22 protein-coding genes are annotated in these 24,030 nt (G+C 64.7%); 5 read left to right on the forward strand and 17 right to left on the reverse strand.

Annotated features, from left to right (window positions below; genetic code table 11):
• Positions 1-533 (forward strand): radical SAM protein (locus RMO18_RS08300; protein ID WP_309665167.1); only part of this gene is annotated, 533 nt, incomplete at its 5' end.
• A 33-nt stretch (positions 534-566) separates the two neighbouring features.
• Here the strand turns inward: RMO18_RS08300 and bmt are convergent.
• The 4 genes from bmt to RMO18_RS08320 form a co-directional block, all read right to left on the reverse strand.
• Entirely contained in the window at positions 567-1,580 is a 1,014-nt protein-coding gene (gene bmt / locus RMO18_RS08305) for a betaine--homocysteine S-methyltransferase (protein WP_309665169.1), read from the reverse strand.
• A 17-nt stretch (positions 1,581-1,597) separates the two neighbouring features.
• Positions 1,598-3,481 (reverse strand): phosphatidylglycerol lysyltransferase domain-containing protein, encoded by a 1,884-nt coding sequence (locus RMO18_RS08310; protein WP_309665171.1) that lies wholly within the window; start codon positions 3,479-3,481, stop codon positions 1,598-1,600.
• A gap of 137 nt (positions 3,482-3,618) precedes the next feature.
• Positions 3,619-3,933, reverse strand: a complete 315-nt coding sequence (locus RMO18_RS08315) for a DUF1476 domain-containing protein (RefSeq protein WP_309665173.1) — start codon at positions 3,931-3,933, stop codon at positions 3,619-3,621.
• A gap of 78 nt (positions 3,934-4,011) precedes the next feature.
• On the reverse strand, positions 4,012-4,605 hold the full coding sequence (locus RMO18_RS08320; RefSeq protein ID WP_309665175.1) for a hypothetical protein: 594 nt from the start codon (positions 4,603-4,605) through the stop codon (positions 4,012-4,014).
• 128 nt (positions 4,606-4,733) lie between these two features.
• Here RMO18_RS08320 and RMO18_RS08325 point away from each other — a divergent pair, with 128 nt between their 5' ends.
• Positions 4,734-5,486: a phosphoribosylaminoimidazolesuccinocarboxamide synthase gene (locus RMO18_RS08325; RefSeq protein WP_309665178.1), complete on the forward strand. Its 753-nt coding sequence runs from the start codon at positions 4,734-4,736 to the stop codon at positions 5,484-5,486.
• On the opposite strand, the gene RMO18_RS08330 is transcribed toward RMO18_RS08325, so the two are convergent.
• Positions 5,483-6,352 (reverse strand): PfkB family carbohydrate kinase, encoded by an 870-nt coding sequence (locus RMO18_RS08330; protein ID WP_309665179.1) that lies wholly within the window; start codon positions 6,350-6,352, stop codon positions 5,483-5,485. The two genes, RMO18_RS08325 and RMO18_RS08330, sit on opposite strands and share 4 nt — an antisense overlap.
• Before the next feature lie 183 nt (positions 6,353-6,535).
• Between RMO18_RS08330 and purS the strand changes: the two genes are divergently transcribed.
• Entirely contained in the window at positions 6,536-6,775 is a 240-nt protein-coding gene (purS, locus tag RMO18_RS08335) for a phosphoribosylformylglycinamidine synthase subunit PurS (RefSeq protein ID WP_309665180.1), read from the forward strand.
• Between the two features lie 85 nt (positions 6,776-6,860).
• On the opposite strand, the gene RMO18_RS08340 is transcribed toward purS, so the two are convergent.
• The 3 genes from RMO18_RS08340 to RMO18_RS08350 are packed head-to-tail and all read right to left on the reverse strand — an operon-like array spanning position 6,861 to position 10,240.
• A complete protein-coding gene (locus RMO18_RS08340; protein WP_309665182.1) occupies positions 6,861-8,201 on the reverse strand; it encodes a cytochrome P450 in 1,341 nt (446 codons plus the stop codon).
• Positions 8,198-9,427, reverse strand: coding sequence for a hypothetical protein (locus RMO18_RS08345; RefSeq protein ID WP_309665184.1), 1,230 nt, complete (start codon positions 9,425-9,427; stop codon positions 8,198-8,200). The genes RMO18_RS08340 and RMO18_RS08345 overlap by 4 nt, the downstream gene beginning before the upstream one ends.
• A 54-nt stretch (positions 9,428-9,481) precedes the next feature.
• A complete protein-coding gene (locus tag RMO18_RS08350) occupies positions 9,482-10,240 on the reverse strand; it encodes a cytochrome c biogenesis protein CcdA (RefSeq protein ID WP_309665185.1) in 759 nt (252 codons plus the stop codon).
• A 156-nt stretch (positions 10,241-10,396) separates the two neighbouring features.
• Between RMO18_RS08350 and RMO18_RS08355 the strand changes: the two genes are divergently transcribed.
• Positions 10,397-10,627: a sulfurtransferase TusA family protein gene (locus RMO18_RS08355; RefSeq protein ID WP_309665187.1), complete on the forward strand. Its 231-nt coding sequence runs from the start codon at positions 10,397-10,399 to the stop codon at positions 10,625-10,627.
• A 45-nt stretch (positions 10,628-10,672) separates the two neighbouring features.
• Here RMO18_RS08355 and RMO18_RS08360 read toward each other — a convergent pair whose 3' ends face one another.
• The 5 genes from RMO18_RS08360 to purQ form a co-directional block, all read right to left on the reverse strand.
• Positions 10,673-13,306 (reverse strand): Rne/Rng family ribonuclease, encoded by a 2,634-nt coding sequence (locus RMO18_RS08360; RefSeq protein ID WP_309665212.1) that lies wholly within the window; start codon positions 13,304-13,306, stop codon positions 10,673-10,675.
• A gap of 479 nt (positions 13,307-13,785) precedes the next feature.
• Positions 13,786-14,547, reverse strand: a complete 762-nt coding sequence (locus tag RMO18_RS08365; RefSeq protein WP_309665189.1) for a MipA/OmpV family protein — start codon at positions 14,545-14,547, stop codon at positions 13,786-13,788.
• Between the two features lie 258 nt (positions 14,548-14,805).
• Complete coding sequence (locus tag RMO18_RS08370; protein WP_309665191.1) at positions 14,806-16,134, reverse strand: sigma-54 dependent transcriptional regulator; 1,329 nt, start codon at positions 16,132-16,134, stop codon at positions 14,806-14,808.
• 7 nt (positions 16,135-16,141) lie between these two features.
• A complete protein-coding gene (locus RMO18_RS08375; protein WP_309665192.1) occupies positions 16,142-17,902 on the reverse strand; it encodes an ATP-binding protein in 1,761 nt (586 codons plus the stop codon).
• 46 nt (positions 17,903-17,948) lie between these two features.
• Positions 17,949-18,617, reverse strand: coding sequence for a phosphoribosylformylglycinamidine synthase subunit PurQ (gene purQ / locus RMO18_RS08380; RefSeq protein WP_309665194.1), 669 nt, complete (start codon positions 18,615-18,617; stop codon positions 17,949-17,951).
• A 118-nt stretch (positions 18,618-18,735) separates the two neighbouring features.
• On the opposite strand from purQ, the gene RMO18_RS08385 reads away from it, so the two are divergent.
• Positions 18,736-20,112: an FAD-linked oxidase C-terminal domain-containing protein gene (locus RMO18_RS08385; RefSeq protein ID WP_309665195.1), complete on the forward strand. Its 1,377-nt coding sequence runs from the start codon at positions 18,736-18,738 to the stop codon at positions 20,110-20,112.
• Here the strand turns inward: RMO18_RS08385 and RMO18_RS08390 are convergent.
• The 4 genes from RMO18_RS08390 to lpxC all read right to left on the reverse strand — a co-directional run bounded on the left by RMO18_RS08390 (position 20,109) and on the right by lpxC (position 23,981).
• On the reverse strand, positions 20,109-20,276 hold the full coding sequence (locus tag RMO18_RS08390) for a DUF3563 family protein (RefSeq protein WP_309665197.1): 168 nt from the start codon (positions 20,274-20,276) through the stop codon (positions 20,109-20,111). The two genes, RMO18_RS08385 and RMO18_RS08390, sit on opposite strands and share 4 nt — an antisense overlap.
• A gap of 95 nt (positions 20,277-20,371) precedes the next feature.
• On the reverse strand, positions 20,372-22,015 hold the full coding sequence (gene recN / locus RMO18_RS08395) for a DNA repair protein RecN (RefSeq protein ID WP_309665198.1): 1,644 nt from the start codon (positions 22,013-22,015) through the stop codon (positions 20,372-20,374).
• A gap of 36 nt (positions 22,016-22,051) precedes the next feature.
• Positions 22,052-22,894: an outer membrane protein assembly factor BamD gene (locus RMO18_RS08400; RefSeq protein ID WP_309665200.1), complete on the reverse strand. Its 843-nt coding sequence runs from the start codon at positions 22,892-22,894 to the stop codon at positions 22,052-22,054.
• A 166-nt stretch (positions 22,895-23,060) separates the two neighbouring features.
• Positions 23,061-23,981, reverse strand: a complete 921-nt coding sequence (lpxC, locus tag RMO18_RS08405) for a UDP-3-O-acyl-N-acetylglucosamine deacetylase (RefSeq protein ID WP_309665201.1) — start codon at positions 23,979-23,981, stop codon at positions 23,061-23,063.
• Positions 23,982-24,030: the final 49 nt, after the last annotated feature.

Here is a 24,030-nt window from a genome sequence, read left to right on the forward strand (position 1 = left end):
CCGCCGACCGCCTGGCCAGCGTCAGCATTTCAGTCACCACACTCGACCCCACCCTTGCGCGCAAGATGGAGCCACGCGCCCCGGCCCCGAAACGGCGGCTGGAGGTGATCCGAAAGCTGGCCGCAGCGGGCATCCCGGTCCGTGTTCAGGTCTCCCCGCTGATCCCCGCGCTGACCGACCATGAACTGGAAGCCATCCTCGACGCCGCCGCCAAAGCCGGCGCCACCCACGCCACCTCGAACCCGCTACGCTTGCCAATGGAAGTCGCTGGCCTGTTCCGCGACTGGATCGAGACCACGTTCCCCGACCGCGCCGCCCGCGTCATGGGCCGGGTGCGCGAACTGCACGGCGGGCGAGATTACGACCCGGCGTTCGGAACCCGGATGACCGGCCAAGGCATCTGGGCCGACCTGATCAAGCGCCGCCTCGATGTCGCCCGCAAACGTCTTGGCCTCAACTGCGGCTTGCCCGCGCTGCGCAGCGACCTGTTCGCAGTACCCCCAAAGGCCGGGGATCAGCTCAGCCTGTTCTGAACCAGCCTGTTCTGAACCAGCCTGTTCCCAAGATCAGCCCCGCCGCCCGCGCCGTTCCCGCTTCGGGTCGCCCGAGGTGTCGCCGGTCCCATCCGAGGCCGACGAAAACCCGCCCAGATGCGTCGTGATATCCTCCAGCGTTGGGCGCGGCCCCTTTGGCCGCGTCTCCAGCGCCTCGCGCATTGCGCGCAGATGCTCCGGCATCGTGCCGCAGCAGCCGCCGATGATCCGCACGCCCGCATCCCGCGCCAGCACGGCATATTCCGCCATCAGCGCCGGGGTGCCGTCATAATGGATATGCCCGTCATGATACTTAGGGATTCCGGCATTGCCCTTGGCAATCAGCGGTCGTTCCGTCCCGGTCGAGGCAAAGCCCAGCACCGTGCGCATCAGGTCTGACGCGCCGACCCCGCAATTCGCGCCAAAGGCAATCGGCGGGTTCGCCAGCGTCTCCACCATCGCGGCCATCGTCGCCGAGGTGATGCCCATCATCGTCCGCCCCGCGGTGTCAAAGCTCATCGTGCCGCACCACGGCATACCCGCAAGCGCCGCTGCCTCTGCCGCCGCCTTGTATTCCTCGGCCGCCGAAATCGTCTCGATCCACAGCACATCCGCGCCGCCTTCCTTCAGGCCCTCGGCCTGCTCGTGGAACATCTCCACCGCCAACCGATGGGTCAGTGTTCCCATCGGCTCGAAAATCTCGCCCGTCGGCCCCACCGATCCCGCAACCACCACCGGGCGACCCGCCGCATCGGCGATCTCGCGCGCCAGCGCCGCGCCCACCCGGTTCAACTCGCGCACCCGGCCCTCGGCCTGATGCAGCTTCATCCGGCTGGCATTGCCGCCAAAGGTGTTGGTCAAAAAGATGTCTGACCCGGCCTCGACCGCACCGCGGTACAGCGTGCGGATGTTGTCGGGCAGATCGACGTTCCAGAACTCCGGCGGCTCACCCGCAGACAGGCCCATGTTGAACAGGTTGGTTCCCGTAGCGCCGTCGGCCATCAGCCAGTCGCGCGTTGCCAGCAGCCGGGAAAGTGCATCGGTCATGGTCAGCGGCCCTTTATCTATCCCACGTTGTACATCCTGTGCCATGGCAGACGGGCAGAGGCAAATTCATATTCCTCATCTCGTCTTGCACCCGCCCGCAACTTCACCACTGGCCGCGGGCGGTGCACTCGGTGCGCAATCTCCCATCCGGCCAACGCCAAACCGGCCCAACCGGGGGCCGCAATGTACAGGGGCTGCCAGCGCGGATCAAACCCCGCCTTGAACTGCTGCAACCCAGCGCCCGTACCGGGCAGCAGCCGCCGGGTAGCGCGCGCAACCAGACCCTGCGCGTCAGAAAAGCTGCCAATCGGCGCCGCAGCCAGCGACAACTGCGCCACCCCCACGCCCCGCGCCGCTGCCAGCGCCGCGATGATCAACATCTGCGCCGTCCCGTCCGGGCAGTCCGGGTGCGGGCGCAGCAGATCCAGCGACCATGCCTGTTCGCCCGCATGAAACGTGGCGAACCCGACCGCACGCCCGCCGACACGGGCCACGAAAACCCTCTGCCCACGCACATAACCCGGCTCGAATCTTCCCATGCTAAAGCCGAACTCCGGCCCGCGCGCGATGATCCATGCCGCATTTACCGCCGCCAGCTCCGCCATCACCTCGACCGACAGGTCCGCGCCGAACGGTCCCGCCACCGTCACGCCCGCCATCACCGCCCGCCGCAGCTTGCGCCGCAGCCCGGCTCGGGCAGGCGTATCGCGGCTAAAGTCCTGTGGGCAAAGCCATGCCTCGCGCGCCACCGCCAGCACCCGAAACCCGGCCTGCCGCGCCGTCGTCGCCATCCGCGCATCGGCCTTGTAGATCACTGGCAGCCGCGCTTCGGCATGCGCTGCTGCACGCAAATCCGCCATCCGCACCGGCCCCCGCAGCACGACCAGCGCATGCCGCGTCCGCCCCGCGATCCAGCCGCAGGCATCGGCCACCATCTCGCCTTGCCGCGCCAACCCGGCTTCGGGAAACCGCGCCGCCGCCCATGGCGCAGAGCGTGGCAGCGGCGCAGGGCGTGGCAGCGGCGCTGTCGCCTTGCCTGCCTTGATCGCCAGCACCGCGCCCGCCACCGCAGGCAGCGCGAAATATACCACCCGCCACGCCAGAACCGCTGCCAGCACCTCAGCCTCGGGCACCCCCGGCAACAGCGCCAGCAAGACCACCTCGAAGGCGCCCAGCCCGCCCGGTGCACCGGAAACCAGCCTCGCGCCCAGCGCCAGCAAAAAGGCAGGCAGCAGGTTGGCAAAACCGATCTCGCCGGGCATCAGCAGCCACAAGGCCAGCGCCGCAGCCCCGCAATCCAGCGCGGTCAGGCCCAGCACCCGTACCAGGGTAAAGCCGTTCGGCCAGCGCCAATGCGGCGCGACCAGCACCCGCCCGAAGATCAGCCCAAGGCCGGCCACCGCCAGCCCCCAGGCCGCAAGCGTTGCAAACGGCGCGCCCGGCAGCAGCACCAATACCAGCGCCGTCACCACCGCCCAACCGGCCAGAAACGACACCGTCACCGCCAGCGTCAGGCGCGTGGCCGCCCACAGGCTCAGCTCCGGCAGCAACCGCCAGCGCACCAGCGCGCCGCTGATCAGCCCCAGCCCCACCGTCTGCGAAATCGCCAGCGCCGCAAGGCCCGCCCGCCGCGCCCGGTGCCCCTGCACGCCCGTCGCCAAATGCCGGTGCAGCGCCTCATCATAGCGCCCGATCGCCCAAAAGCTGATCCCCGTGGCAAGGCCCGCGCCAATCCACGCGACCGGCCCAACCGCGCCAATCGCGGCAAGCACAGCGCCGGGATCAACCTGCGCCACCCGCTGGCCCAGCACCGCCAGAAACACCGCCGCCAGCAGCAGCGCCACCACGGCGCGCGTCATCACCCGCGGCCTTATCGCCGCCACCTGCAAACCCTGCCGCACCGACCCCTCCGCCAGACCTGAGGTAACGGTCTACGGCGCAAGGGATGCAGGCGGCGTTAACAGCTAAAATCCGGCACAAATAGCAACGGCGCGGGCCGGGGTCCGGCGCCGCGCCGCTGATCCGGGCAAAACGATGCTCAGATCTCGGTCATCAACTGCGCCTTGGCCACCGGCAACAGCTCCGCCATCTTGGCGCGCACCTCGTCGGCGCTGGCGCGGCCGGCCAGATCACCCACCACCTTGCGCACCACATCCTCGATGCCGGCCTCTTCGAAATCGGCGCTCACCACTTCCATCGCATAGGCCGCCGCGTCATCGCCGGTCTTGCCCAGCAGGGCCGCCGCCCACAACCCGGTCAGCTTGTTGCGCCGCGCCTCAGCCCGGAACTGCATCTCGCTGTCATGGGCGAACTTGTTTTCAAAGGCGTTCTCGCGGTCATCGAATGTGGTCATGGCGCTCTCCGGAATGCGGGCAGGGACGATTACCCCCACCATATGCCCATCCCCGGCCCGTGCTGCAAGCCCCGCCGCTCAGGTCTTGCGCAGCCCATAGCGGGTGGCCGATACCGCATCCGACACCGCCGTGGTCTTGCTGTCGATCCAGCCCGCGCCGCGCAACGCCGCGCGGATCCGCGCCTCGGGCAGCACCGCGCGCGGCCCCTTGGCGTTCACGCACCAGACATGCCGCCCCGCCAAACCCGGCAAGGCCGCCACCAACCGCTCCAGCGCCGTGGCATCCAGCACTTCCGCCACCAGCAGGCCGGCCTCCGCCACCGGTGCCGTCAGCCCGGCCAGCGCCGCAGCCAGCACCCCGTCCGTCACCGGCCACAGACAGCCCGCCCGCGCCGTCGCACTGACCCCCAACTTTTCGACCAGCGTCGGCACCGGCCTCAGCAGCGCCGTCCGCAGCCGCTCCGCCACCCCGGCACCCACCGTCGCCACCAGCGGCCCGCGCGCGGTGTCCAGCACCAGATCGTCGCCATCCACCCGCACCGCCATGATCGCCGCACGCGCCAGCCGCGCCCGCACCTCGCCGCGCAGGATCACCTCGCTGCCTTCGATCAAAATCCGCCCCGCCCCCTCGGCCCCCAGATACCGGATCGCCCCTTCCGCCTCGCGCCCCATGTGCTGCCTCTTGCCTTGCGCCCTATCTGCTGCCTCTTACCTTGCGACCCAACCGCCCTTGCCGTATAGCGCATGCAAAGGCAGGGAGGGTGAAAACCCGCCCCGCCTGTCCATTTATCGGAGAGCTCATGGCACGGCGCAAGAAGGTCTACGAAGGCAAGGCCAAGATCCTCTACGAAGGACCGGAGCCTGGCACCCTGATTCAGTACTTCAAGGACGATTCCGCGCCAACCGTCGCCGCCCCCGCCGCCCTTGAAGGCAAGGGCGTGCTGAACAACCGCCTGTCGGAATTCTTCATGACCGGCCTCAACATGATCGGCGTGCCGACCCATTTCAACCGCCGCATCAACATGAGCGAACAACTGGTCCGCATGGCCGAGATCATCCCGCTGGAGGTGGTGGTGCGCAACTTCTCGTCCGGCCCGATGACCGCGCGCCTCGGCATCCCCGAGGGCACGCAACTGCCGCGCCCGATCGTCGAATACTACTACAAGGACGAAAAGCTGGGCTCGCCCCTGGTGTCCGAAGAACACATCGTCGCGTTCGGCTGGGCCAACCAGCAAGATCTTGACGACGTCATCGCCCTTGCCCTGCGGGTCAATGATTTCCTGTCCGGCGTGATGATGGGCGTGGGCATCCGCCTGGCCGATTTCCGCATCGAAGTGGGCCGCGTCTGGGAGGGCGATTACATGCGCCTGATCGTCGCGGATGAGATCAGCCCCGACAATTGCCGCCTGTGGGACATGCGCATGCCCGAACGCCCCGATGGCACCATCCCCGACCCCGAGCCGATGTCGGATGTCTATTCCGAACTGGCCCGCCGTCTGGGCGTGATGCCGTCGAACGTGACCCACACCACCAAACCCACGCTGATCAACTAAGGCACCAGCCCGGCCACATGCCGCGCGGCGGACGCTGATGCCGCATCACAAGCCGCAGCAAAGCTGTCGCCCTTTGCCAGCCGTGCGGCAAGGGTGCCGATGAACGCGTCCCCCGCGCCGTGCGAACTGACCGCCGCGACCTTACGCGCCGGAACCAACAACGCCCCTTCGCTGCCGCTCCACGCGGCCAGACCCTGCGCGCCCGCCGTCACGATCACGGTGGAAAACGGGTTGGCCAGATCGCGCGCCGCCTCAGCCGCACCGCCCAGCGTGGCAACCACGCCCGCCCCCATCATCTCGGCCTCCACCGCATTCACCACCAGTATATCGACCAGCGCGGTGAACTCAGCCGACATCGGCCTGCTGGGGGCCGCGTTCAGCAGCGTCCGAATGCCCCGCGCGCGGGCTTGGCCGGCGGCTGCAAGGTTCACCGCCTCCGGCACCTCGTTTTGCAGCACCAGCATCGCCACACCGTCCCACAGCGCGGCCTCGCGCAACGCATCCGGCGAAATCAACAGGTTGGCACCCGATACGATGGTCGCAGCGTAATCCCCCGCAGCGTCCACAATCGCCACGCTCATCCCCGATCCGGCACCGTCCACCTCGGCGACAAAACGGTCATCCACCCCGCCAGCCCTTAGCCGTTCACGCAGGAACCGCCCGAAATCATCGTCCCCAACCGCACCGCACAGCCGCGCCACGGCCCCGGCCCGCCGCGCCGCAACCGCCTGATTGCCGCCCTTGCCGCCGAATTTCGGATACCAGCGCGACCCGACCGCCGTCTCGTCGCGGCGCGGCAGGGTCTGCGCCTCGACCATGATGTCATAGTGCAGGCTTCCGACCACAAGAACGACAGGTTCGGTCACGGCGTTCCCCTTGCAGTCAGCATCGCTGCGGTGATGATGCCAGTATCGCCAGTTGATACAAGCCACGCCTTTTCAGCAACCCGGCGTCGTTGGTTGCGCGCGGTCAAATCGCAACAAGAAGGCCCCCCTTGCCCTGCGCCGCCCCCTTCGCTAATCAAGCCGCACCCAACCCCGGAGGCCCCGATGAAAGCCCGCGTCACCGTCATGCTGAAATCCGGGGTCCTCGATCCTCAGGGCGAGGCGGTGCGCCATGCCCTGGGCTCGCTTGGTTTTCAGGGCGTCACCGGGGTGCGTCAGGGCAAGATCATCGAACTCGACCTCGCCCATACCGACGCCGCCAAGGCCGAGGCGGACGTAAAGGCGATGTGCGACAAGCTGCTGGCCAACACCGTGATCGAAAGCTACCGGGTAGAAATCGCCTGAACCGGCACAAGTCCTAAGGATCGGTTAATCCGTCCCGGATTTCGATTTGTTTTCAATGGGGCCGCTGTCTGTCCACGCGTGGACATCACGCCCTCCGGCTGACCCGCAGCCAGATCCCGTCCTTGGCCCGAACCGTCAGATGGGCCACCGGAACCGGCTCTCTTCCCGACACCACCTCAAACCGGAACGCCCTGACCAGAAGGGCCAGCAACACCACCCCCTCCAGCATCGCGAACCCGGCGCCGGGGCAGACCCGCGGCCCGCTGGAAAACGGCAAATAGCCGTCCCGCGCCGATGCCTTGCCCGCCTCGGTCTGCCAGCGCTCCGGATCGAACCCGTCCGGGTTGTCCCAGATCCGCTCATGCCGGTGCAGATGCCAGGGGCTGATCACCACCTGCGCCCCTGCCCGCAGCACCCGCCCCCGGAACGTCTCCCGCCCCCGGTTCTGCCGCACCATCATCGGCACCGGCGGATACAGCCGCAACGTTTCGCGAAACACATCCCGCGTGAAGCGCAGCTTGGCCACCGCCGCGAACTCCGGCGCCAGCCCCGCCGCCTCCGCCGCCACCGCCTCCTGCGCCTGCGGGTACAGCGCCAGCAGATACAACGCCCAAGCCAGGGCCGAGGCGCTGGTCTCATGCCCCGCCAGAAAGAAGATCGCCACCTGATCCACCATCTCCGCCGCGCCGAACGGCGTGCCGGTCACCGGGTCTGGCGTCAGCATGATCCTTGTCGCCAGATCCTCCGGCGCATCCCCCGCCGCAATCGCCGCGGCCCGACGCTCGGTCAGCCCCGCGATCAGCCTGCGGATCACCGCCGCCGACCGGCGCGTCGCCCCCCGCCGCAACCGTGGCATCCACGCAGGCAACGGCACGAAAGCCGCAAGGTTCAGAATCGGCTGGCTCCGCTGATAGGCCCGAAACTCCTCGAACACAGCCGAGGCAACCTGATCCTCGATCGGGATCGAAAACAACGTCCGAAAGATCACATCCGCCGCCGCATGGCTGGCCGCCGCCTCCACCTCGACCACGCCGGTGCCCATCCGCGCGACAGCAGCCTCACCCGCCGCCCAGATCGCCGGAAATGCCGCACGCATCCGCCCGCCTTCGAACGCCGGGTCGATGATCCGGCGTTGGCGCAACCATTCCTCACCATTGGTCACGAACACGGCCCGGCCCAGCAACGGCGCCAGCCCTTCGGTGATCCGCGCCGATTTCGGGAAATCCTGCGGCCGTTCCTCCAGCACGCGACGCACCAGGACCGGATCGTTGCACAGATAGCTGCGAAAGAACGGCGTGCGAAACTCGGCCATCCAGGCCCGGTACAGCCGCGCCGGCTGCGCCGACAGGATATCGCGCCGAAACAGCCGCAAGTAGCCCCACAGCGATACCCGATCAGCCCGCGATGCAGGCTTTGGCGGTGTCATGACAGGCTCCGGTAACGGTTGAGCGGGGTCACGATCCGGCTGGCCGACGGCGCCCTTCCGGCAAACCGGCGCGCCAGCGTCAGCGGCCCCGCCGTGATCTTGAAGTAATCGTAATCCCCGGGCCGGTCAAAGGCGCACAAATACTGGAAATGCAGCCGAAAGAACCGCCAGCGCAGCGCACGCCAGCGCTCAGGGCTAAGCGTCTGGGTAAAGGCCGCTGAAATCACCAGTGGCCAGCGCTGGCCCGCCGGTGCCACCCCGCTGACCGCAACCGGGTCACACAAGGCAAACGCGCAGCCATCGCCGGGCGCGGTCACATCGACCCACGTCACCTCCTGGCATTGCGACAGATAGGCCAGATCACCCCGCAGCCGCCCCGCCGCTGGCAAAAACGACACCATCGGCACCACGTGGCCAAGCGACAGGACCCCCAGCGCCGGGCACGGTTGCGGCAGCCCACCCCGGATCAGATCGGCCAAGACCGAAACCGCCAGATGCGCCCCCGAGGAATGTCCGACCACCAGCACCTCATCCACATCCGCCGCAAGGGCCGCGCGCACCTTGGCCCCAAACTCCGCCATCCGCGCCGCAAGCGCAGCCGGATATGCACCACCGCCAGCTGCCGTAAAGGCATAGTCATGCATCAGGTAATAGACGAAAATCCGGTGATCCAGCGCCCGAAAGCCGCGCAGCACCGCGTAGCCCGCCGCCAGCCCTGCCACCGCCCCGACGGACCAATGGCTGATGCCGCCAACGCCCACACCCACGCCCCAGGCCACGACCGCCGCCAACACGGCCTGACCCAGCAGGAACAGTATCGGATACAGTGCCGCGATCATCGGCCCCTTGCGCAACCGCATCAGCCGGAACAACGCGCCCGATCCGATGTAGACCCAGGCGGTGCGCAGCAGTTGCGCATAGGTGGCAAGGATGCCCTGCGCCATCGACTGCTGCACGAGGTCTGACCAGACCAGCACCTCAATCTCGGCCTGCGCTTTGCCGCCGATGTCGGCCTCTACCCGCCAGCCCGGCCCGGCCCCGGCCTGTGGCAGCAGCACAATGTCATAGCCAGACACGGCCGCCTGTTCCGCAGCCTCCTTCCGGTACAGTTCGCGGTAGCGGCGCGGCGGGAATGGATCATAGCCGGGAACGTAGAAGACGCGGCGCTGAAACAGCCGCACCGCCTTTGTCCCAAGTTTGCTCTGTTCCAGCTGATCCAAACGCATCCCGTCCTTCTGACACAGGCATGTTAACGGAGCTTGCGGCAGAAAGAAGGGGGCTTAGCCCGGCACCGGGATGCCAAGCATCTCATAAGCCTCGAGCATCCAGTAGCTGAAGTCGGTGAAGGCCCCGGTCAACAGCGCCAGACCGACGATCACCAGCAAACCGCCCATCGCGCGTTCGATCACCTTCATGTGCGGCTTCAAGCGCGCCATGAAACCCATTGATCGTTCAACAAAAATGGCGGCCAACAGGAAGGGCAGCCCAAGACCCACCGCATAGACACCCAAAAGCATGGTGCCGCGTTGCATGCTGCCTTCTTGCGCCGCAAGGCTGAGGATCGTGGCAAGCTGCGGGCCGATGCACGGGGTCCAGCCAAAGGCGAAGGCCAGTCCAAGCACATAGGCGCCGAAGGCCGACCCGCCCTTGTCATTCGGATTGAGGCGGGCTTCACGATACAGGATCGGTATGCGGAACACGCCAAGAAAATGCAGACCGAAGATCAAGACGACAAGGCCAGAGGCTTTCGCAAACACCTCCTGATTTTGCAGGAAGAAGCTTCCGAAGGCTGACGCGGTGAACCCCAGCAGCATGAACACGGTCGACAGCCCCAGCACAAAGAACAGGGCGGGCAGGATGATGCGGCGGCGGTGCGACCCGGACCCGGTCATCTCGCCCATGCTGATCCCGCCCATATAAGCGAGGTAAGGTGGCACGATCGGCAGCACGCAGGGGCTGAGAAACGAAAGGACGCCTGCGATCAATGCCACCAGCATTGCCGGCAACAGGGCGGCGTCGATGATCTCAATTCCGAACATGCAGTCTCCTTTTGTCACACTTAGCGTGTCGGACGGCCCGCGTCACCGGGGCCTGTTGTCACTTTGGCGTGGCCCGGTTGTAATGAAGTGGGCACTTCTGGCTGGCGTCGGAGCCTCCGGCGGGGATATTTGGCGGACAGATGAAAGGGCCGGGCGATGGATTGGGACGAGGTGCTGGATTGCGAAGGGCTTCTGTGCCCGCTGCCGGTGTTGCGCGCCCGCAAGCGGTTGATGGCGCTGGGGCCCGGGGTGGTGCTGTGTGTGCGCGCGACGGACGCGATGGCGGCGGTGGATCTGCCGCATTTCTGCGCGCAAAGCGGGCACAGCTTTCTTGGGTCACGGGTTGAAGGGGCGGTGACCCTGTATTTCATCCGGGCAAAAGACTAGGGCGGCAGGTTTCCCCGCCGCCCTTCGGTTGTCAGACGCAGGCGCTCAACGACCCAGCGACCACCAGCCTTTTTTCTTCGGTTTGGTCGGATCGTCTTCGCCAACCGCCGCCGTTTCAGCCTGGGCAGCGACCGGCGCATCCGGCACCGCAGTGACGGGCACAGGCTGCGGCGCTGCCATGTCGGCCTTTGGCTTCGGACTGCGCGACCGGCTTGGCTTTTTCACCGGTTCTGCGGCAGGCTCCGAAATGGCCTCCGGGGCAGTTTCCGGGGCAGCTTCTGGCACGACCTCGACTGCCACAGGTGCGTCCTTCGCCTTGGGTGACCGACGGCTGCGCGACTTGGCCGGGGCCGTGGTTTCAGCAACCGGTTCGGGCGCAGTCAGTTCGGGCGCAGTCAGTTCGGGCGCGGTCAGTTCGGGCGCGGTCTCGGGCTGTTCGGCCACTGCGGCAATCACCGGGGCCTTGGCACGCGGCTTGCGGGTACGGCCGGTTTTCGGCTTGGCATCGGCCGCCACAACGTCAGCCGCTGGCTCCGCATCGGCGTCCTCCGGCCCATCATCTGCCGATGCTGCCTGATCGCCTTCGCGCGCCCCACCCCGACGCCGACGCCGACGACGGCGCTTTTTCTTGCCCTGCCCATCGCCCTCGGCACTGGCCGGCTTGGCCCCAACCGTTTCCGTCTCTTCTGCTTCGGTCTCGGCCTCTTCGATGTCATCGATCTCGTCGACCAGATCGTCCTCTTCCTCCACCGGCGCGCCCATCAGGCTGGCGTTGCCCGAGATCGCGGCAGGACCCTCCGGGATCACCCGGATCGCAGTCTTCAGCTTTTCCATCACGTAATCGGGCGAAATCAGCGTCGGATCAGCCTCGATCCGCACGCTCATCCCGTAACGCGCCTCGATCAGCGCGATGTGCTCGCGCTTGTGGTTGATCAGGAAGTTCACAATCGCCACCGGCGCCTTCAACAGCACCTCTTTGCTGCGCTTGCGCGTGCCTTCTTCTTCCAGCGCCCGCAACACCTGCAGCGCCATCGAATCGTCCGACCGGATCAGCCCGGTGCCATGGCAATGCGCGCAGGGCTGGGTCGTGCTTTCCAGCATGCCGGGGCGCAACCGCTGACGGCTCATCTCCATCAGGCCAAAGCCGGAAATCCGCCCCACCTGAATGCGCGCGCGGTCGGTCTTCAGCTTGTCCTTCAACCGCTTTTCGACCGCCGCATTGTTCCGCCGCTCTTCCATGTCGATGTAGTCGATCACGATCAGCCCGGCCAAGTCGCGCAAGCGAAGCTGCCGCGCCACCTCGTCGGATGCCTCGAGGTTGGTCTTCAGCGCCGTTTCCTCGATCGAGCCCTCTTTGGTGGCCCGGCCAGAGTTCACGTCAATCGCCACCAGCGCTTCGGTCACGCCAATCACGATGTAGCCGCCGGATTTCAGCTGCACCACCGGGTTGAACATGCCTCCCAGATAGCTTTCCACCTGGAACTTGGCGAACAGCGGCATCGGGTCGGTGTATCGCACCACCTGGCGCGCATGGCTTGGCATGATCATCCGCATGAAGTCCTTGGCGGTGCGGTAGCCCGCCTCGCCTTCGACCAGCACCTCGTCGATCTCGCGGCTGTACAGATCGCGGATCGAGCGTTTGATCAGGTTGCCTTCCTCGTAGATCGCCGCCGGGGCGATCGATTTAAGGGTCAGCTCGCGGATCTGTTCCCACAGCCGCATCAGATATTCGTAGTCGCGCTTGATCTCGGGCTTGGTGCGTTTGGCACCCGCTGTGCGGATGATCAGGCCAGCGCCTTCCGGCACCTCGATCTCGCCAGCGATTTCCTTCAGCTTCTTGCGATCCGCCGCCACCGTGATCTTGCGGGAAATCCCGCCGCCGCGCGCGGTGTTCGGCATCAGCACGCAATAGCGGCCCGCGAGGCTTAGATAGGTCGTCAGCGCAGCACCCTTGTTGCCGCGCTCTTCTTTCACCACCTGCACCAGCATGATCTGGCGAACCTTGACCACTTCCTGAATCTTGTAGCGCCGCGCACGCGGACGGCGCGGGGCGGAAATCTCTTCCGCCATGTCTTCTTCGGCGATCGATTCAATCTCGTCATCGGTGTCAGAGGCGTGGTCCACCGCGCGGTAAGGCCGCTCGCCCGAGCCGTTCTCAGACCCGTTCACCTCGTCCGAATGACCATGGTGGTCAGGGTGGTCATGGTCGTGGTGGTCATGCGGCTGTGCATCGGCGGTCGGGGCCTGTGCTTCGGCGGCCTCGTCCTCGCCCAGATCAACCACGTCCATGCCGCGCGGTCCCTCGACCACTGCATCATCGGTCTTGGCATCCTCGGCCTTGGCGCGCGGCCGTGGGCTTCGGCGGCGCGGGCCGCGGCTTTCTTCTTCCTCTTCGGCGCGCGCCATCGCGCGCTCTTCCTCGATCAGGGCTTTGCGGTCAGCCACCGGGATCTGATAATAATCCGGGTGAATTTCGGCAAACGCCAGAAAGCCGTGCCGGTTGCCGCCATATTCGACAAAGGCCGCCTGAAGCGAAGGCTCCACGCGGGTGACTTTGGCAAGATAGATATTCCCGGCAAGTTGGCGTTTGTTTACGGTCTCGAAGTCGAACTCTTCAACCTTGTTTCCGTCGACCACCACAACCCGAGTTTCCTCGGCATGGGTGGCATCAATAAGCATTTTGGCCATTTGGTTCCAATGCGCCCGCCCCTGCCAACGGCACCGCCGGGCGAAGCCCCCGGTGGATGATCAACAAGATAAGGGCGGCTTGTTCGGGCGGACGCGTGCAACGCAAAGCGGCGGGTCATGCCCGGTGGGCACCCCTCGCCGTCTATTGCCGATGTCGCTCGCATCATCGCGGTTCACGTTTGAACGGCCTCACAGCCGCTCACCTGTTAAAGCCCGCATCATCAATGACTTAGCGGGCAATTCTCCGACCTTTCGGCCGATCCGAGTGTGAAACTGGCAGCACGCATAGGGCGCCGGGTCCGTTTTCACATTGAATTCCTGGGCGCAAGCAAGCCTGCGCCTGCCGCGACCCTATCGGGAAAAAAGAACAAAAGACAATGGTCAATTTTGTCAGCTGCGCGCCCGCGCAATCCGCAGGGCAGCAAAGGTTGGCCCGAACCAAAAGGGCAAATCGGTTCGGGCCGTGGCGCTCAAAACTGGGTGGACACGCCCAGGAACGCACTCGTTTGGCCTTTGTCCTGGGTGATCGGGCTGTTGCCCGCATCGCCCATCAGCCTGTCATATCGCGCGCCAAAATCGATGGACGTCGCTTGTGTCACCGCAAAACTGACCGAAACGCCGACGCCTGCCGATTTGATCCCTGAACCGGCACCATAGACCGCCTTGCCCGAAGCCGCAGATTGCGCCGCCGTAACCCCGAAATAGCGCTGCATGTGACTGTCGTCGGCATAGGTTGCGCTGATTTCGCCGCCAAGGGTGATACGGTCGGTGCATTCAACGCCGGTGCTGACCTTGAAGTCAACGGTGGCGCCGTAGTCCTGTCCGCCCTTGAGTTCAGCGCCAAAACTGATCTGGCCGATCCGGTATTCCCCAGACACGATTGCCAGCGCCTCACCGTCAATGTCGCCCAGACCGGACAGATTTGTCGGATCATCCTCCATCTTGCGTTCGCCGCCATAGCCGATGGCCAGCTTGACACTCATCGTCTCGGTGTTGATCGGCGCAAAGCCAATCCCACGGGTGCCCGCAAAGAACAGCCCGTCGCGGATGCTGACGTTGAAGTCGATCAGCGCGCCGCCTTCCGAAGTGTCAGACCCTTCGTAAGTCGGGGCATAGATACCTCCCAGCGTCCCAGAAAACGAAAACGGGCCGCTGCCCTCGGCCCGCGCCGAATGTGCAAGCGTGATCGCCTGTGCGAAAACCATTCCTGAAACCAATACGGCCCGATGCATTTCAGTCTCTCCATGTCTGCCCTGTCACGGCGTTCCGTGGGGTTCTAGCGCTGGTCTAGGCAGTGTAAAGCTAGAGAGAAAGGTCAGGATTTCCGACGTTCTTACCACTGGACAAATAAGGGGAAGACGGGGCGACTTCAGTGAACCTCGCACCGCACTCCACGGCGCGCAGCCGGCGGAAACTCTTTCCAAAAGGTTAATTCCGCCGACCACAATTCTTTTAATTCAATGGCTTAGGTTTTTGTCCACGCGTGGACATCACACATAGTCGGACCGCGTCAGCCCGTACTTGGCCATCTTCTCGTTCAGGGTCCGGCGCGGCAGGCAAAGCTCCTCCATCACCGCCACGATCGACCCCTTGTGCCGCCGCATTGTATTGTCGATCAACATCCTCTCGAACGCCTCGACATAATCCTTCAACGGCTTGCCCTCCGTGGTCAGCGCCGGGCCCGAGGCCTCGTTGTCGGCCATCAAAAGGCTGGCGATCGACCCCGACCCGCGCCGGTTCTGCAGCACCGCCCGCTCCGCAATATTGACCAGCTGCCGCACATTTCCCGGCCACGGCGCCTGCAACAGCTGTGCCGCCTCCTGCGCCGTCACCTGCGGGGCATCGCAGCCGTATTCCTCGGCAAAGCCCTCGCTCATCCGGGTGAACAGCTGCAAGATATCCTCGCCCCGGCTGCGCAGCGGCGGCAACAGGATCGTCATTGCCCCCAGCCGATAGAACAGATCCGGCCGCAGCACCGCCTCCAGCGTCGTGTCGGGGGCATGCTGGTTGCAGATCGCGATGATCCGGGTTTCCGGCGGCGCCCCCTGATCATTGATCACCGTCAACAACCGCGATTGCAGCGAGTGGCTCAGCGCTTCGATATCCTCAAGGCACAGCGTGCCGCCGCGCGCTTCCTCGACCAGGGGCACGGTGCCATCTTCGGCCGGGCCAAACAGCCGCGCGGCCAGCTGATCCTCGCCCCAAGCGGCGCAAGAGATGGTCACGAACTTCTTCGACGCCCGCGGCCCTACTGCATGCAGGGCATGCGCCACCAGCGTCTTGCCGGTTCCCGTCTCGCCGTCGATCAGCACATGGCTGTCAGCCTGACCAAGATCGAGGATATCCTCGCGCAGCCGGTCCATCGCCTGGGACGAACCGATCAGCTTTTTCATCAGCACTGACCCGTCAGACAACTCCTTGCGCAGGGCCCGGTTGTCCAGCGTCATCCGCCGCGCCTGGGTGGCCCGCTTTGCCAGTTCGGTCATCCGGTCAGGGTTGAACGGCTTTTCGAGGAAGTCGAACGCCCCCACCCGCATCGCCTCAACCGCCATCGGCACGTCGCCGTGGCCGGTGATCATGATCACCGGAAGGCCGGAATCCTGGCTCATCAACCGCTTTAGAAACGCCATGCCGTCCATCCCCGGCATCTTGATGTCGCTGACCACGACGCCCTGAAACTCCGGTCCGATCACCTTCAACGCATCTTCGGCGCTGGCGTAGGTTTCGGTGTCGAACCCCGACAGGGCCAGCCATTGGCTGATGGATTGCCGCATGTCCGCTTCATCGTCGACAATAGCGACCTTCATTGCCCGTGCCATGGAACCCTCATTCTGCTGCTTCTTGTGTTTTGCCGAGTATCGGCAACTGCATCTCGAACACCGCACCGCCCGTCTCGCTGTTGCGAGCGGTCAGCCTGCCGCCAAGGTCGGTCACGATGCCGCTTGATATCGCCAGACCAAGGCCAACGCCCTCGCCCGGTTTCTTGGTGGTGTAGAACGGCTCGAACAGATTATCGAGTTCGGCGATCCCATGACCATTGTCTCGGACCGTCAAAGTCGCCGTCTCGCCCGCCGACAACAGAATGTCGATCTGCGGGTTTTCGGTATCCTTGGTCGCGTCAAGCGCATTGCGCAAAAGGTTGATGATCACCTGCTCCAGGCGGATCCGGTCAGCCATAACCATCACTGATTGACGGGGTAGGCCCCGCGTTATCTTTACAATGCGCGCCTTCAATTGTGGTTCCATCATCGACAGCGCGGACGACACGCAAGCGCGAAGATCCACTGCTTCAAAGGCTTCGCCGCCTTTCCTCGCGTAAGACTTCAACTGTCGGGTGATAGCACCCATCCGCTCGATCAGATCATCGATGCGTTGAAAGCTGGACAGCGCCTCTTCCAGACGCTTGCGCTGCAACAACAGACGTGCGCCGGCGAGATAGGTTTTCATCGCAGCCAGCGGCTGGTTCAATTCGTGGCTGACTGCCGCCGACATCTCGCCCAACGCCGCCAGCTTGGACGATTGTGCGAGGGTCAGTTCGGCCACGGCCAGATCTTTCTGAACCTTCTCGCGTTCGGCAATCTCGCGCTGAAGCCGCGCATTCAGCGTCCGCAGTTCTGCGGATTCGCGCTGGAACAACAGCGACTGTGACAAAGCCCGGCGCGACAGGATGTAGAAGGTAAAGGCCATCAGGATGGCGAAGCCCATGATCTCCAGTGCAAGGATGCCGTTCACCTGTTCGCGCACCGAATTGTAGGCGGTGAAGGTTTGAATGCGCCAGCCACGGAACGGCACCCGCGCCTCGGTCTTCATCACGGCTTCACCGCGGACATAGGCGTCGGCGGGCATTTGCACCCAGTCGGTCGTCACCTGCAAAGCCCGGTCGATTGCGGATGGCGGATCACGAAGCGCAAGTGCTTCGTCCACCGTCAGGCCACGCCAGCGCGGTTCGGTTGCCAGCAACACGGTGCCTTCGCTGTTGGTGACCAGCACCGCATCCTGAAGACCGGACCAGGCCCGTTCATATTTCATCAGGTCGACCGACACGACGATGACACCCACCGACTTGGCGTCCGACATGATGCTGCGCGAATAGGTGAAATCGTAACCGCCCGCTTCACGGCGCACGGCGGTAAAGACGGTTTCCAACGTTCTTTGCGCATCAACGAAGTAGGGTTCGGCCTTGTAACTGGTGCCCAGTACGTTGCGGTTGGTGGCCCCGACCACGCGCCCGTCACCATCAACCAACCGGATCGAGGCGACCCCGATTTCCGCCTGCAGCGCAATAAGCTTGGCCGAAGTGGTGGAAAAATCCCCGTCCTGCAAGGCTGTCACCAGATCGGGATCCCGCGCCAGCAGCAGCGGCACCACTGAGGTCCGCTGAAGTTCCGCCATCAGGTTCCCGGTGTACAGCGCCAGCCTGACCTCGGCGCGGTTGCGCGTGTCGTCGACGTAGCGGTCAGTCAACAGCCGGTTGGACACCAGGACCACGCCAACCGCGACCAACAGCAAAAAGCCGACGGCGATTTTCACACGCCAGGGCAATCCTTCGGCACTGCTGTCAAGGTCTGTGGCCTGGGCGCTTGTCATTGCGAAAGAGTAGGCGCGCGGTTAGGCGGCCTCAAGCACATGCGGCTCAGGCCAGCGCCATCCCGCCCATCAGCGCGGCAAACAGGCCGCGGCCATCCGATCCGCCAAGGGCCGGATCGATCGCGCGTTCGGGGTGCGGCATCATCCCCAGGACACGGCGGTTTTCCGACAATACACCGGCGATATCCGCCATCGACCCATTCGGATTGGCGGCGTAGGTAAAGGCAATGCGATCTTCCGCCATAAGCCGCCGCAGGCCTTCGGCATCGATGGTGTAGTTGCCATCGTGATGCGCAATCGGCACCCGGATTTCCTGCCCCGCGCCATAAGTCGAGGTAAAGGCGCTGGCCGTCGTGGCCACCTTCAGCGGAACCGTGCGGCACACGAATTTCAGCGCGGCATTGCGCATCAACACACCGGGAAGCAAGCCCATTTCGGTCAGGACTTGAAAGCCGTTGCAGATACCCAGAACATAGCGGCCCTTGGCCGCATGGGCCCGTACTGCGGCCCCAATCGGCGACTGTGCCGCGATGGCGCCGCAGCGCAGGTAATCGCCAAAGGAAAAGCCACCCGGAATTCCCACCACATCCACCCCTTCGGGCAGCGCGCTGTCCTTGTGCCAGACCCGTGCAACCTCAAACCCCGCGCTTTCAAAAGCCACGGCAAGGTCACGGTCGCAGTTCGATCCGGGAAAGGTGACGACGGCGGCTTTCATGGCCCCTCCAAGGCTAGGGTTGGATGCACGTTGCTTAGCGGAACGCGCCAAAAAGGACCACCCCACTGCGGCGATTTTCCCGGTTTGTTGTGCGGTCGAATGCCCTTAGGATGGCAACATGATGACCCCTGCCGCCAGATCCGACCTGCAAACCCTGTTCGGCAACCGCCTTTCAGTGTCCGCAGCCGTGTTGGCCGAACACGGGCAAAGCGAAAGCCTGATGACTGCGGGCCTGCCGGATGCCGTGGTGTTTCCCAACAGCACCGCCGAGGTTGTTGCCCTGACGCAGATTGCAACCCGGCACCGTCTGCCGTTGATCGGCTGGGGGGCCGGCACGTCGCTGGAAGGGCATGCCTTGGCCTTGCAGGGCGGCATCTCTGTCGACTTTCGCAACATGGCCGGCGTGCTGGAAGTGCGGCCCGAAGACCGGCTGGTGCGGGTTCAGCCGGGCCTGACACGCGAGGCGCTGAATCTGGACCTGCGCACAACGGGGATGTTCTTCCCGGTCGATCCGGGGGCGAATGCCTCGATCGGTGGGATGGCCGCGACGCGGGCCTCGGGCACGACTGCGGTGCGCTATGGCACGATGCGCGCCAATGTGGTGGCGCTGGAGGTGGTGCTGGCCGATGGCCGGGTGATCCGCACCGGGTCTGGCGCGCCGAAATCTTCGGCCGGGTATGATCTGACAGCGCTGTTCGTGGGGTCTGAGGGCACCTTGGGGCTGATCACCGAATTGACCCTGCGCCTGCATGGTCTGCCCGAGGCGGTGTCTGCCGCCGTGGCGGTCTTTGCCACGCTTGAGGCTGCGGTGGATTGCGTGATTGCGGCGATCCAGATGGGGATACCTGCGGCGCGGATCGAGTTTCTGGACCCCGCCACCGTTGCCGCCTGCAACGCCTATTCCGGCACCAACCTGCCCGCTGCGCCGCAACTTCTGCTCGAATTTCACGGCAGTCCGGCCAGCGTGGCCGAAGATGCGGCAAGGTTTCAAGAGCTTGCCACCAGCTTTGGCGCGGGCGATTTTCGCTGGGCCGAGGCGCAGGAGGACCGCAACCGATTGTGGAAGATGCGGCACCAGGCCTACCCGGCGATCCTTGCGTCGCGCCCTGGTGCCAGGGCCATCGTCACCGATGTCTGCGTGCCAATCTCGGCCCTTGCACGCGCCGTGGAGGAAACCCGCAACGATATTGCCGCGTCAGGCATTCCCGGGCCGATCCTGGGCCATGTGGGTGACGGAAATTTCCATGCGATCTTGCTGGTCGAGCCCGACGATGCCGCCGAAATTGCCACCGCCAAAGACCTTGCCGCCAGAATGGCGGCGCGGGCACTGCGCTTGGGTGGCACGATCACCGGCGAACACGGGGTCGGGTTCGGAAAACTGCCCTACATGGCAGCAGAACACGGTGAAGCATGGTCCGTGATGGGGGCGATAAAGCGGGCGCTGGACCCGCTTGACCTGATGAACCCCGGCAAACTGGTGCCCCAGACTGATTAGCCCAGAACGCCGAATGACCGGTTGCGAAACAGCCCGAGGTCAATCTCGCGCTGGCGGCGTTCCAGATCAAAGCGCGAGACGGACGCGTTCAGATATGCCCGTTCCGCCTCGGCCACGGTGGGGACAACACGTTGACCAAACAAACGATCAAGAAAACTGCGCATCTGCTTACTCCTTCTATTCCTTGTGGAATGTAGGATGCTGCAGTGCGGCACGACAGGTGTATGTGCGGGAACCCGTCATGCAGTTCTCGCATGGGTCAGACCAGAAGCAGCGCCCTTGCTGCGGCGCGGGCGGCCTCGGTCACCGTGTCGCCGGCCAGCATCCGGGCGATTTCTTCCACCCGGTCGGTGGCGTTCAATGCGGTGACCGATGACAGGGTCTGATCTGCGACTACCCGCTTTTCAACCCGCCAGTGATGCGCCCCGAAAGCCGCGACCTGCGGCGAATGGGTCACCACCAGAACCTGGGCACCTGACGCCAGTGCCTTCAGCCGCCGCCCGACAGCATCGGCGGTCGCCCCGCCGACCCCCCGGTCGATCTCGTCAAAAATCAGGGTCAGGCCGGGCGAATCGCCGGTCAGACACACTTTCAGCGCCAGCAGAAACCGGCTGAGTTCCCCCCCCGAGGCAATGCGGTTCAAGGGACCGGACGGCGCACCGGGGTTGGTGGCGACGGTAAAGGTGACGGCATCGGTGCCCTCGGGCCCCGGATCGCCGGGCGCGAATTCGGTCACGAAAACGGCGCGTTCCATTTTCAGCGGTGCCAGTTCTGCGGCCATCGCGGCATCCAGCCGGATTGCGGCAGCGCGGCGCGCGGCGGAAACGGCTGCGGCTTCGTTGGCATAGGCGGCTTCAGCCTCGGCCACCGCCTTTTGCAGGCGGCCAATGCCTGCCACGCCACCCTCAAGCGCCGCAAGCCGCGCCCGTAGTTCAGCAGCAAAACCACCCAGATCATCGGGCAGCACACCATGCTTGCGGGCCAATGCGCGGATGGCGAACAGGCGTTCTTCCTGCGCCTCAAGCTCTGATGGGTTGAAGTCCAGCGCCCGCAGCGTCGCCTCAACCCCGGCTTGCGCTTCAGACAGTTCGATCAGTGCCCGGTTCAGCGCGGCCATGGCGGGGTCAAGCGCGCCATCAGCCTTGTCGGCCGCCCCGTCCAGCCAGCGCATCGCATCACGCATCCGCCCCTCGGCACCATCTTCGGACAGCGCAGCCAAAGCCTTGGCCACGTCATCGCGAATGCGCGCGGCACTTTGCATCAGGCGACGGCGCGCATCCAAACTTGCTTCTTCACCGGGTTCGGGGTTCAGCTTGTCAAGTTCAGCCACCGCGTGGCGCAGGAAATCTTCATCTGCGGCTGCCCGCGCCAGCGCCGCTTCGGCCTCGCTCAACGCCTGTCTGGCCACGCGTTGCGCGACCCATGCCGCACGCAACCGGGTCAGGTCAAGGGCCGCGAAACTGTCCAGCAGCGCGCGGTGCCCCCTTGGGTTCAACAAGCCGCGGTCATCATGCTGGCCGTGCAGTTCCACCAGATGGTCGGACAGATCGCGCAACACCTCGCCCGAAACGCGGCGATCATTGACATAGGCGGTCTTGCGGCCATCGGCAAAGTTGACGCGGCGCAGGATCAACTCTCCCTCCGCCTCGATCCCGGCTTCGGCAAGCACGGCTTCGACCGCGTGGCCGGGTGCGACATCGAAAACCGCCGTCACCTCGCCTTGGGTCGCCCCTTGGCGCACCAGTTCCGCCCGTCCGCGCCAGCCCAGCACAAACCCAAGCGCATCCAGCAAGATGGATTTTCCGGCGCCGGTTTCGCCCGTCAGCACATTCAAACCTGCGCCCAGATCAAGGCTAAGCCGGTCGATGATCAGCACATCGCGGATATCAAGCGAGACAAGCATGGCGGCCCCGTCGGATGGGCGATCCGCCCATCCCCCTCACAACCATTCGCCCCGGATCATCTGGCGATAGACCTGCCGCAACCAGCTGTCGCCTTTGGCTTCGGGGCTGAGGCCCTTGCCTTTCAGCAGACGGAAGCCGTCGTCATAGAACGGCGAAGACTGGTAGTTGTAACCCAGAATGGCTGCGGCAGTCTGCGCTTCGTCGTTCAGGCCAAGGGCAAGATAGCATTCGACCAACCGGTGCAGCGCTTCTGCGGTGTGGCTGGTGGTCTGGAAATCCTGCACCACCGACCGGAAGCGGTTGATGGCAGCGGTGTAGTGGCGGCGCTTGAGGTAATAGCGGCCGATTTCCATTTCCTTGGCAGCAAGCTGGTCAAACGCCAACTCGAACTTCAGGATGGCAGATCGCGCATATTCGCTGTCAGGATAGGTTTCGATCACATCGCGCATACCGACCAGCGCCTGGAACGTCAGGCCCTGATCCCGACCGACGTCGTCGATCTGATCATAGTAGCTAAGCGCCATCAGGTAGAGCGCATAGGGCGCATCCTCGTCGCCCGGGTAAAAGTCGAGGAACCGCTGCGACGCCGCGCGCGCCTCTTCGTATTCCTTGGCCTTGTGCAGTGTGAATGCCTGCATGATCAGGGCCCGCTTGGCGTATTCGGTGTAGGGGTAGAGCCGCTCTACCTCTTGGAAATAGCGCAACGCGGCCTCCGGCTTCTTGCCGGTTTCCAACTCCAACTCGCCCTGCTTGTAGATTTCCTCGGCTGTGTAGGTGTCAAGCGCGCGTTCTTTTGGTCCGCCGCCCGCGCAACCCGCGAGCAATGCAACCAGAAGCGCCGTACTTAGCAACCGTCTGCCGGACCTTCCGCCTGCCATATTCCGCCTATCCAAACCTGCTGCCCGACTCAGCAGCCCGTCCCGCTTGTTTGCGATCCGGTGCCCCGAAGGGCGTGCCGCTCAGGCCATTTACATGTGTCCTAGCACAGAAAAATCCGGGGCGCAAAACGCCTTTCGTCACTTTTCGTGCTGGGTGAGGAAGTCCTTAGCGCCGAAGTGGAATATCACCGCGACGAACGCCTACTCCGGGCAGTTTGCCAACGGTTTGCGGGCCGCAATCCACCATACAAAACGCCTCGCTGTCGGCGAACAGCGCGTGCAACAGGCGGTTGGTCAGCGCATGACCCGCACGGTCGCCGGTATAACGGCCCAGCAGCGGGCCACCGGCCAGCGCCAGATCGCCCAGCGCGTCCAGCATCTTGTGGCGCACGGGTTCATCCGAATGGCGCAAACCGCCGGGTGAAACCACCGCATCGCCGTTGAAAACAACCGCGTTCTCCAGCGTCCCGCCAAGGGCAAGCCCGCGTTCCCGCATGGCATCGACATCAGATTGACGGCAGAAGGTGCGGCTATCGGAAAGTTCGCGCACGAAGGCACCGTTTGCCATGTTCAGGCTACGGGTCTGGGTGCCGATCGCGGACTCCGCAAATGAAATCCGGAAGTCGATCTCCAGCATTTCGGCGGGTTCCAGACGCGCGGTGGCCTCGCCATCCTGAACTTCGACCGTCTTCAGCACCCGAATTGCACGAACCGGCGCCGCCTGCTCGCGCAAGCCGCGCGCCAGAAACACCTCGACAAACGGCACGGCGGATCCATCAAGAATCGGCACTTCGGGTCCGTCGATTTCGATCAGCGCGTTGTGGATGGCAGAGCCGGCAAGTGCTGCCATCACATGCTCGATGGTGGACACGGAAACGCCGGCTGCGTTTTCGACCAGCGTGCACAGGCGCGATGGCACCACTGCATCCCAGCGCGCGGGGATCATGGCATCCCGGTCAAGAACATCAACCCGGCGAAACCAGATGCCATAATCCGCCGAAGCCGGGCGCACGACCATGCGCACCTGGGCGCCGCTGTGCAAGCCGACGCCGATGAATGTAGCTGCGGATCTTAGAGTGTTCTGCACGTCTTACTTTACCTCATGAGAACAAGGGGACTTGTCCTCTTGGTCGTTA

The sequence above is a fragment of the Tabrizicola sp. genome (assembly GCF_031377265.1).
Lineage (GTDB): Bacteria > Pseudomonadota > Alphaproteobacteria > Rhodobacterales > Rhodobacteraceae > JAUYQR01.

What these genes read in the sequence shown, in the direction of transcription:
- RMO18_RS08340 (WP_309665182.1), bottom strand. Translation starts at nt 8,201, where the DNA reads ATGACACCGCCAAAGCCTGCATCGCGGGCTGATCGGGTATCGCTGTGG.
- RMO18_RS08325 (WP_309665178.1), top strand. Translation starts at nt 4,734, where the DNA reads ATGGCACGGCGCAAGAAGGTCTACGAAGGCAAGGCCAAGATCCTCTAC.
- RMO18_RS08390 (WP_309665197.1), bottom strand. Translation starts at nt 20,276, where the DNA reads ATGCGCAGTTTTCTTGATCGTTTGTTTGGTCAACGTGTTGTCCCCACC.
- purS (WP_309665180.1), top strand. Translation starts at nt 6,536, where the DNA reads ATGAAAGCCCGCGTCACCGTCATGCTGAAATCCGGGGTCCTCGATCCT.
- RMO18_RS08350 (WP_309665185.1), bottom strand. Translation starts at nt 10,240, where the DNA reads ATGTTCGGAATTGAGATCATCGACGCCGCCCTGTTGCCGGCAATGCTG.
- RMO18_RS08355 (WP_309665187.1), top strand. Translation starts at nt 10,397, where the DNA reads ATGGATTGGGACGAGGTGCTGGATTGCGAAGGGCTTCTGTGCCCGCTG.
- purQ (WP_309665194.1), bottom strand. Translation starts at nt 18,617, where the DNA reads ATGAAAGCCGCCGTCGTCACCTTTCCCGGATCGAACTGCGACCGTGAC.
- RMO18_RS08360 (WP_309665212.1), bottom strand. Translation starts at nt 13,306, where the DNA reads ATGCTTATTGATGCCACCCATGCCGAGGAAACTCGGGTTGTGGTGGTC.
- RMO18_RS08320 (WP_309665175.1), bottom strand. Translation starts at nt 4,605, where the DNA reads ATGGGGCGCGAGGCGGAAGGGGCGATCCGGTATCTGGGGGCCGAGGGG.
- RMO18_RS08345 (WP_309665184.1), bottom strand. Translation starts at nt 9,427, where the DNA reads ATGCGTTTGGATCAGCTGGAACAGAGCAAACTTGGGACAAAGGCGGTG.
- RMO18_RS08385 (WP_309665195.1), top strand. Translation starts at nt 18,736, where the DNA reads ATGATGACCCCTGCCGCCAGATCCGACCTGCAAACCCTGTTCGGCAAC.
- bmt (WP_309665169.1), bottom strand. Translation starts at nt 1,580, where the DNA reads ATGACCGATGCACTTTCCCGGCTGCTGGCAACGCGCGACTGGCTGATG.
- RMO18_RS08370 (WP_309665191.1), bottom strand. Translation starts at nt 16,134, where the DNA reads ATGGCACGGGCAATGAAGGTCGCTATTGTCGACGATGAAGCGGACATG.
- recN (WP_309665198.1), bottom strand. Translation starts at nt 22,015, where the DNA reads ATGCTTGTCTCGCTTGATATCCGCGATGTGCTGATCATCGACCGGCTT.
- RMO18_RS08375 (WP_309665192.1), bottom strand. Translation starts at nt 17,902, where the DNA reads ATGACAAGCGCCCAGGCCACAGACCTTGACAGCAGTGCCGAAGGATTG.
- RMO18_RS08365 (WP_309665189.1), bottom strand. Translation starts at nt 14,547, where the DNA reads ATGCATCGGGCCGTATTGGTTTCAGGAATGGTTTTCGCACAGGCGATC.
- RMO18_RS08400 (WP_309665200.1), bottom strand. Translation starts at nt 22,894, where the DNA reads ATGGCAGGCGGAAGGTCCGGCAGACGGTTGCTAAGTACGGCGCTTCTG.
- RMO18_RS08315 (WP_309665173.1), bottom strand. Translation starts at nt 3,933, where the DNA reads ATGACCACATTCGATGACCGCGAGAACGCCTTTGAAAACAAGTTCGCC.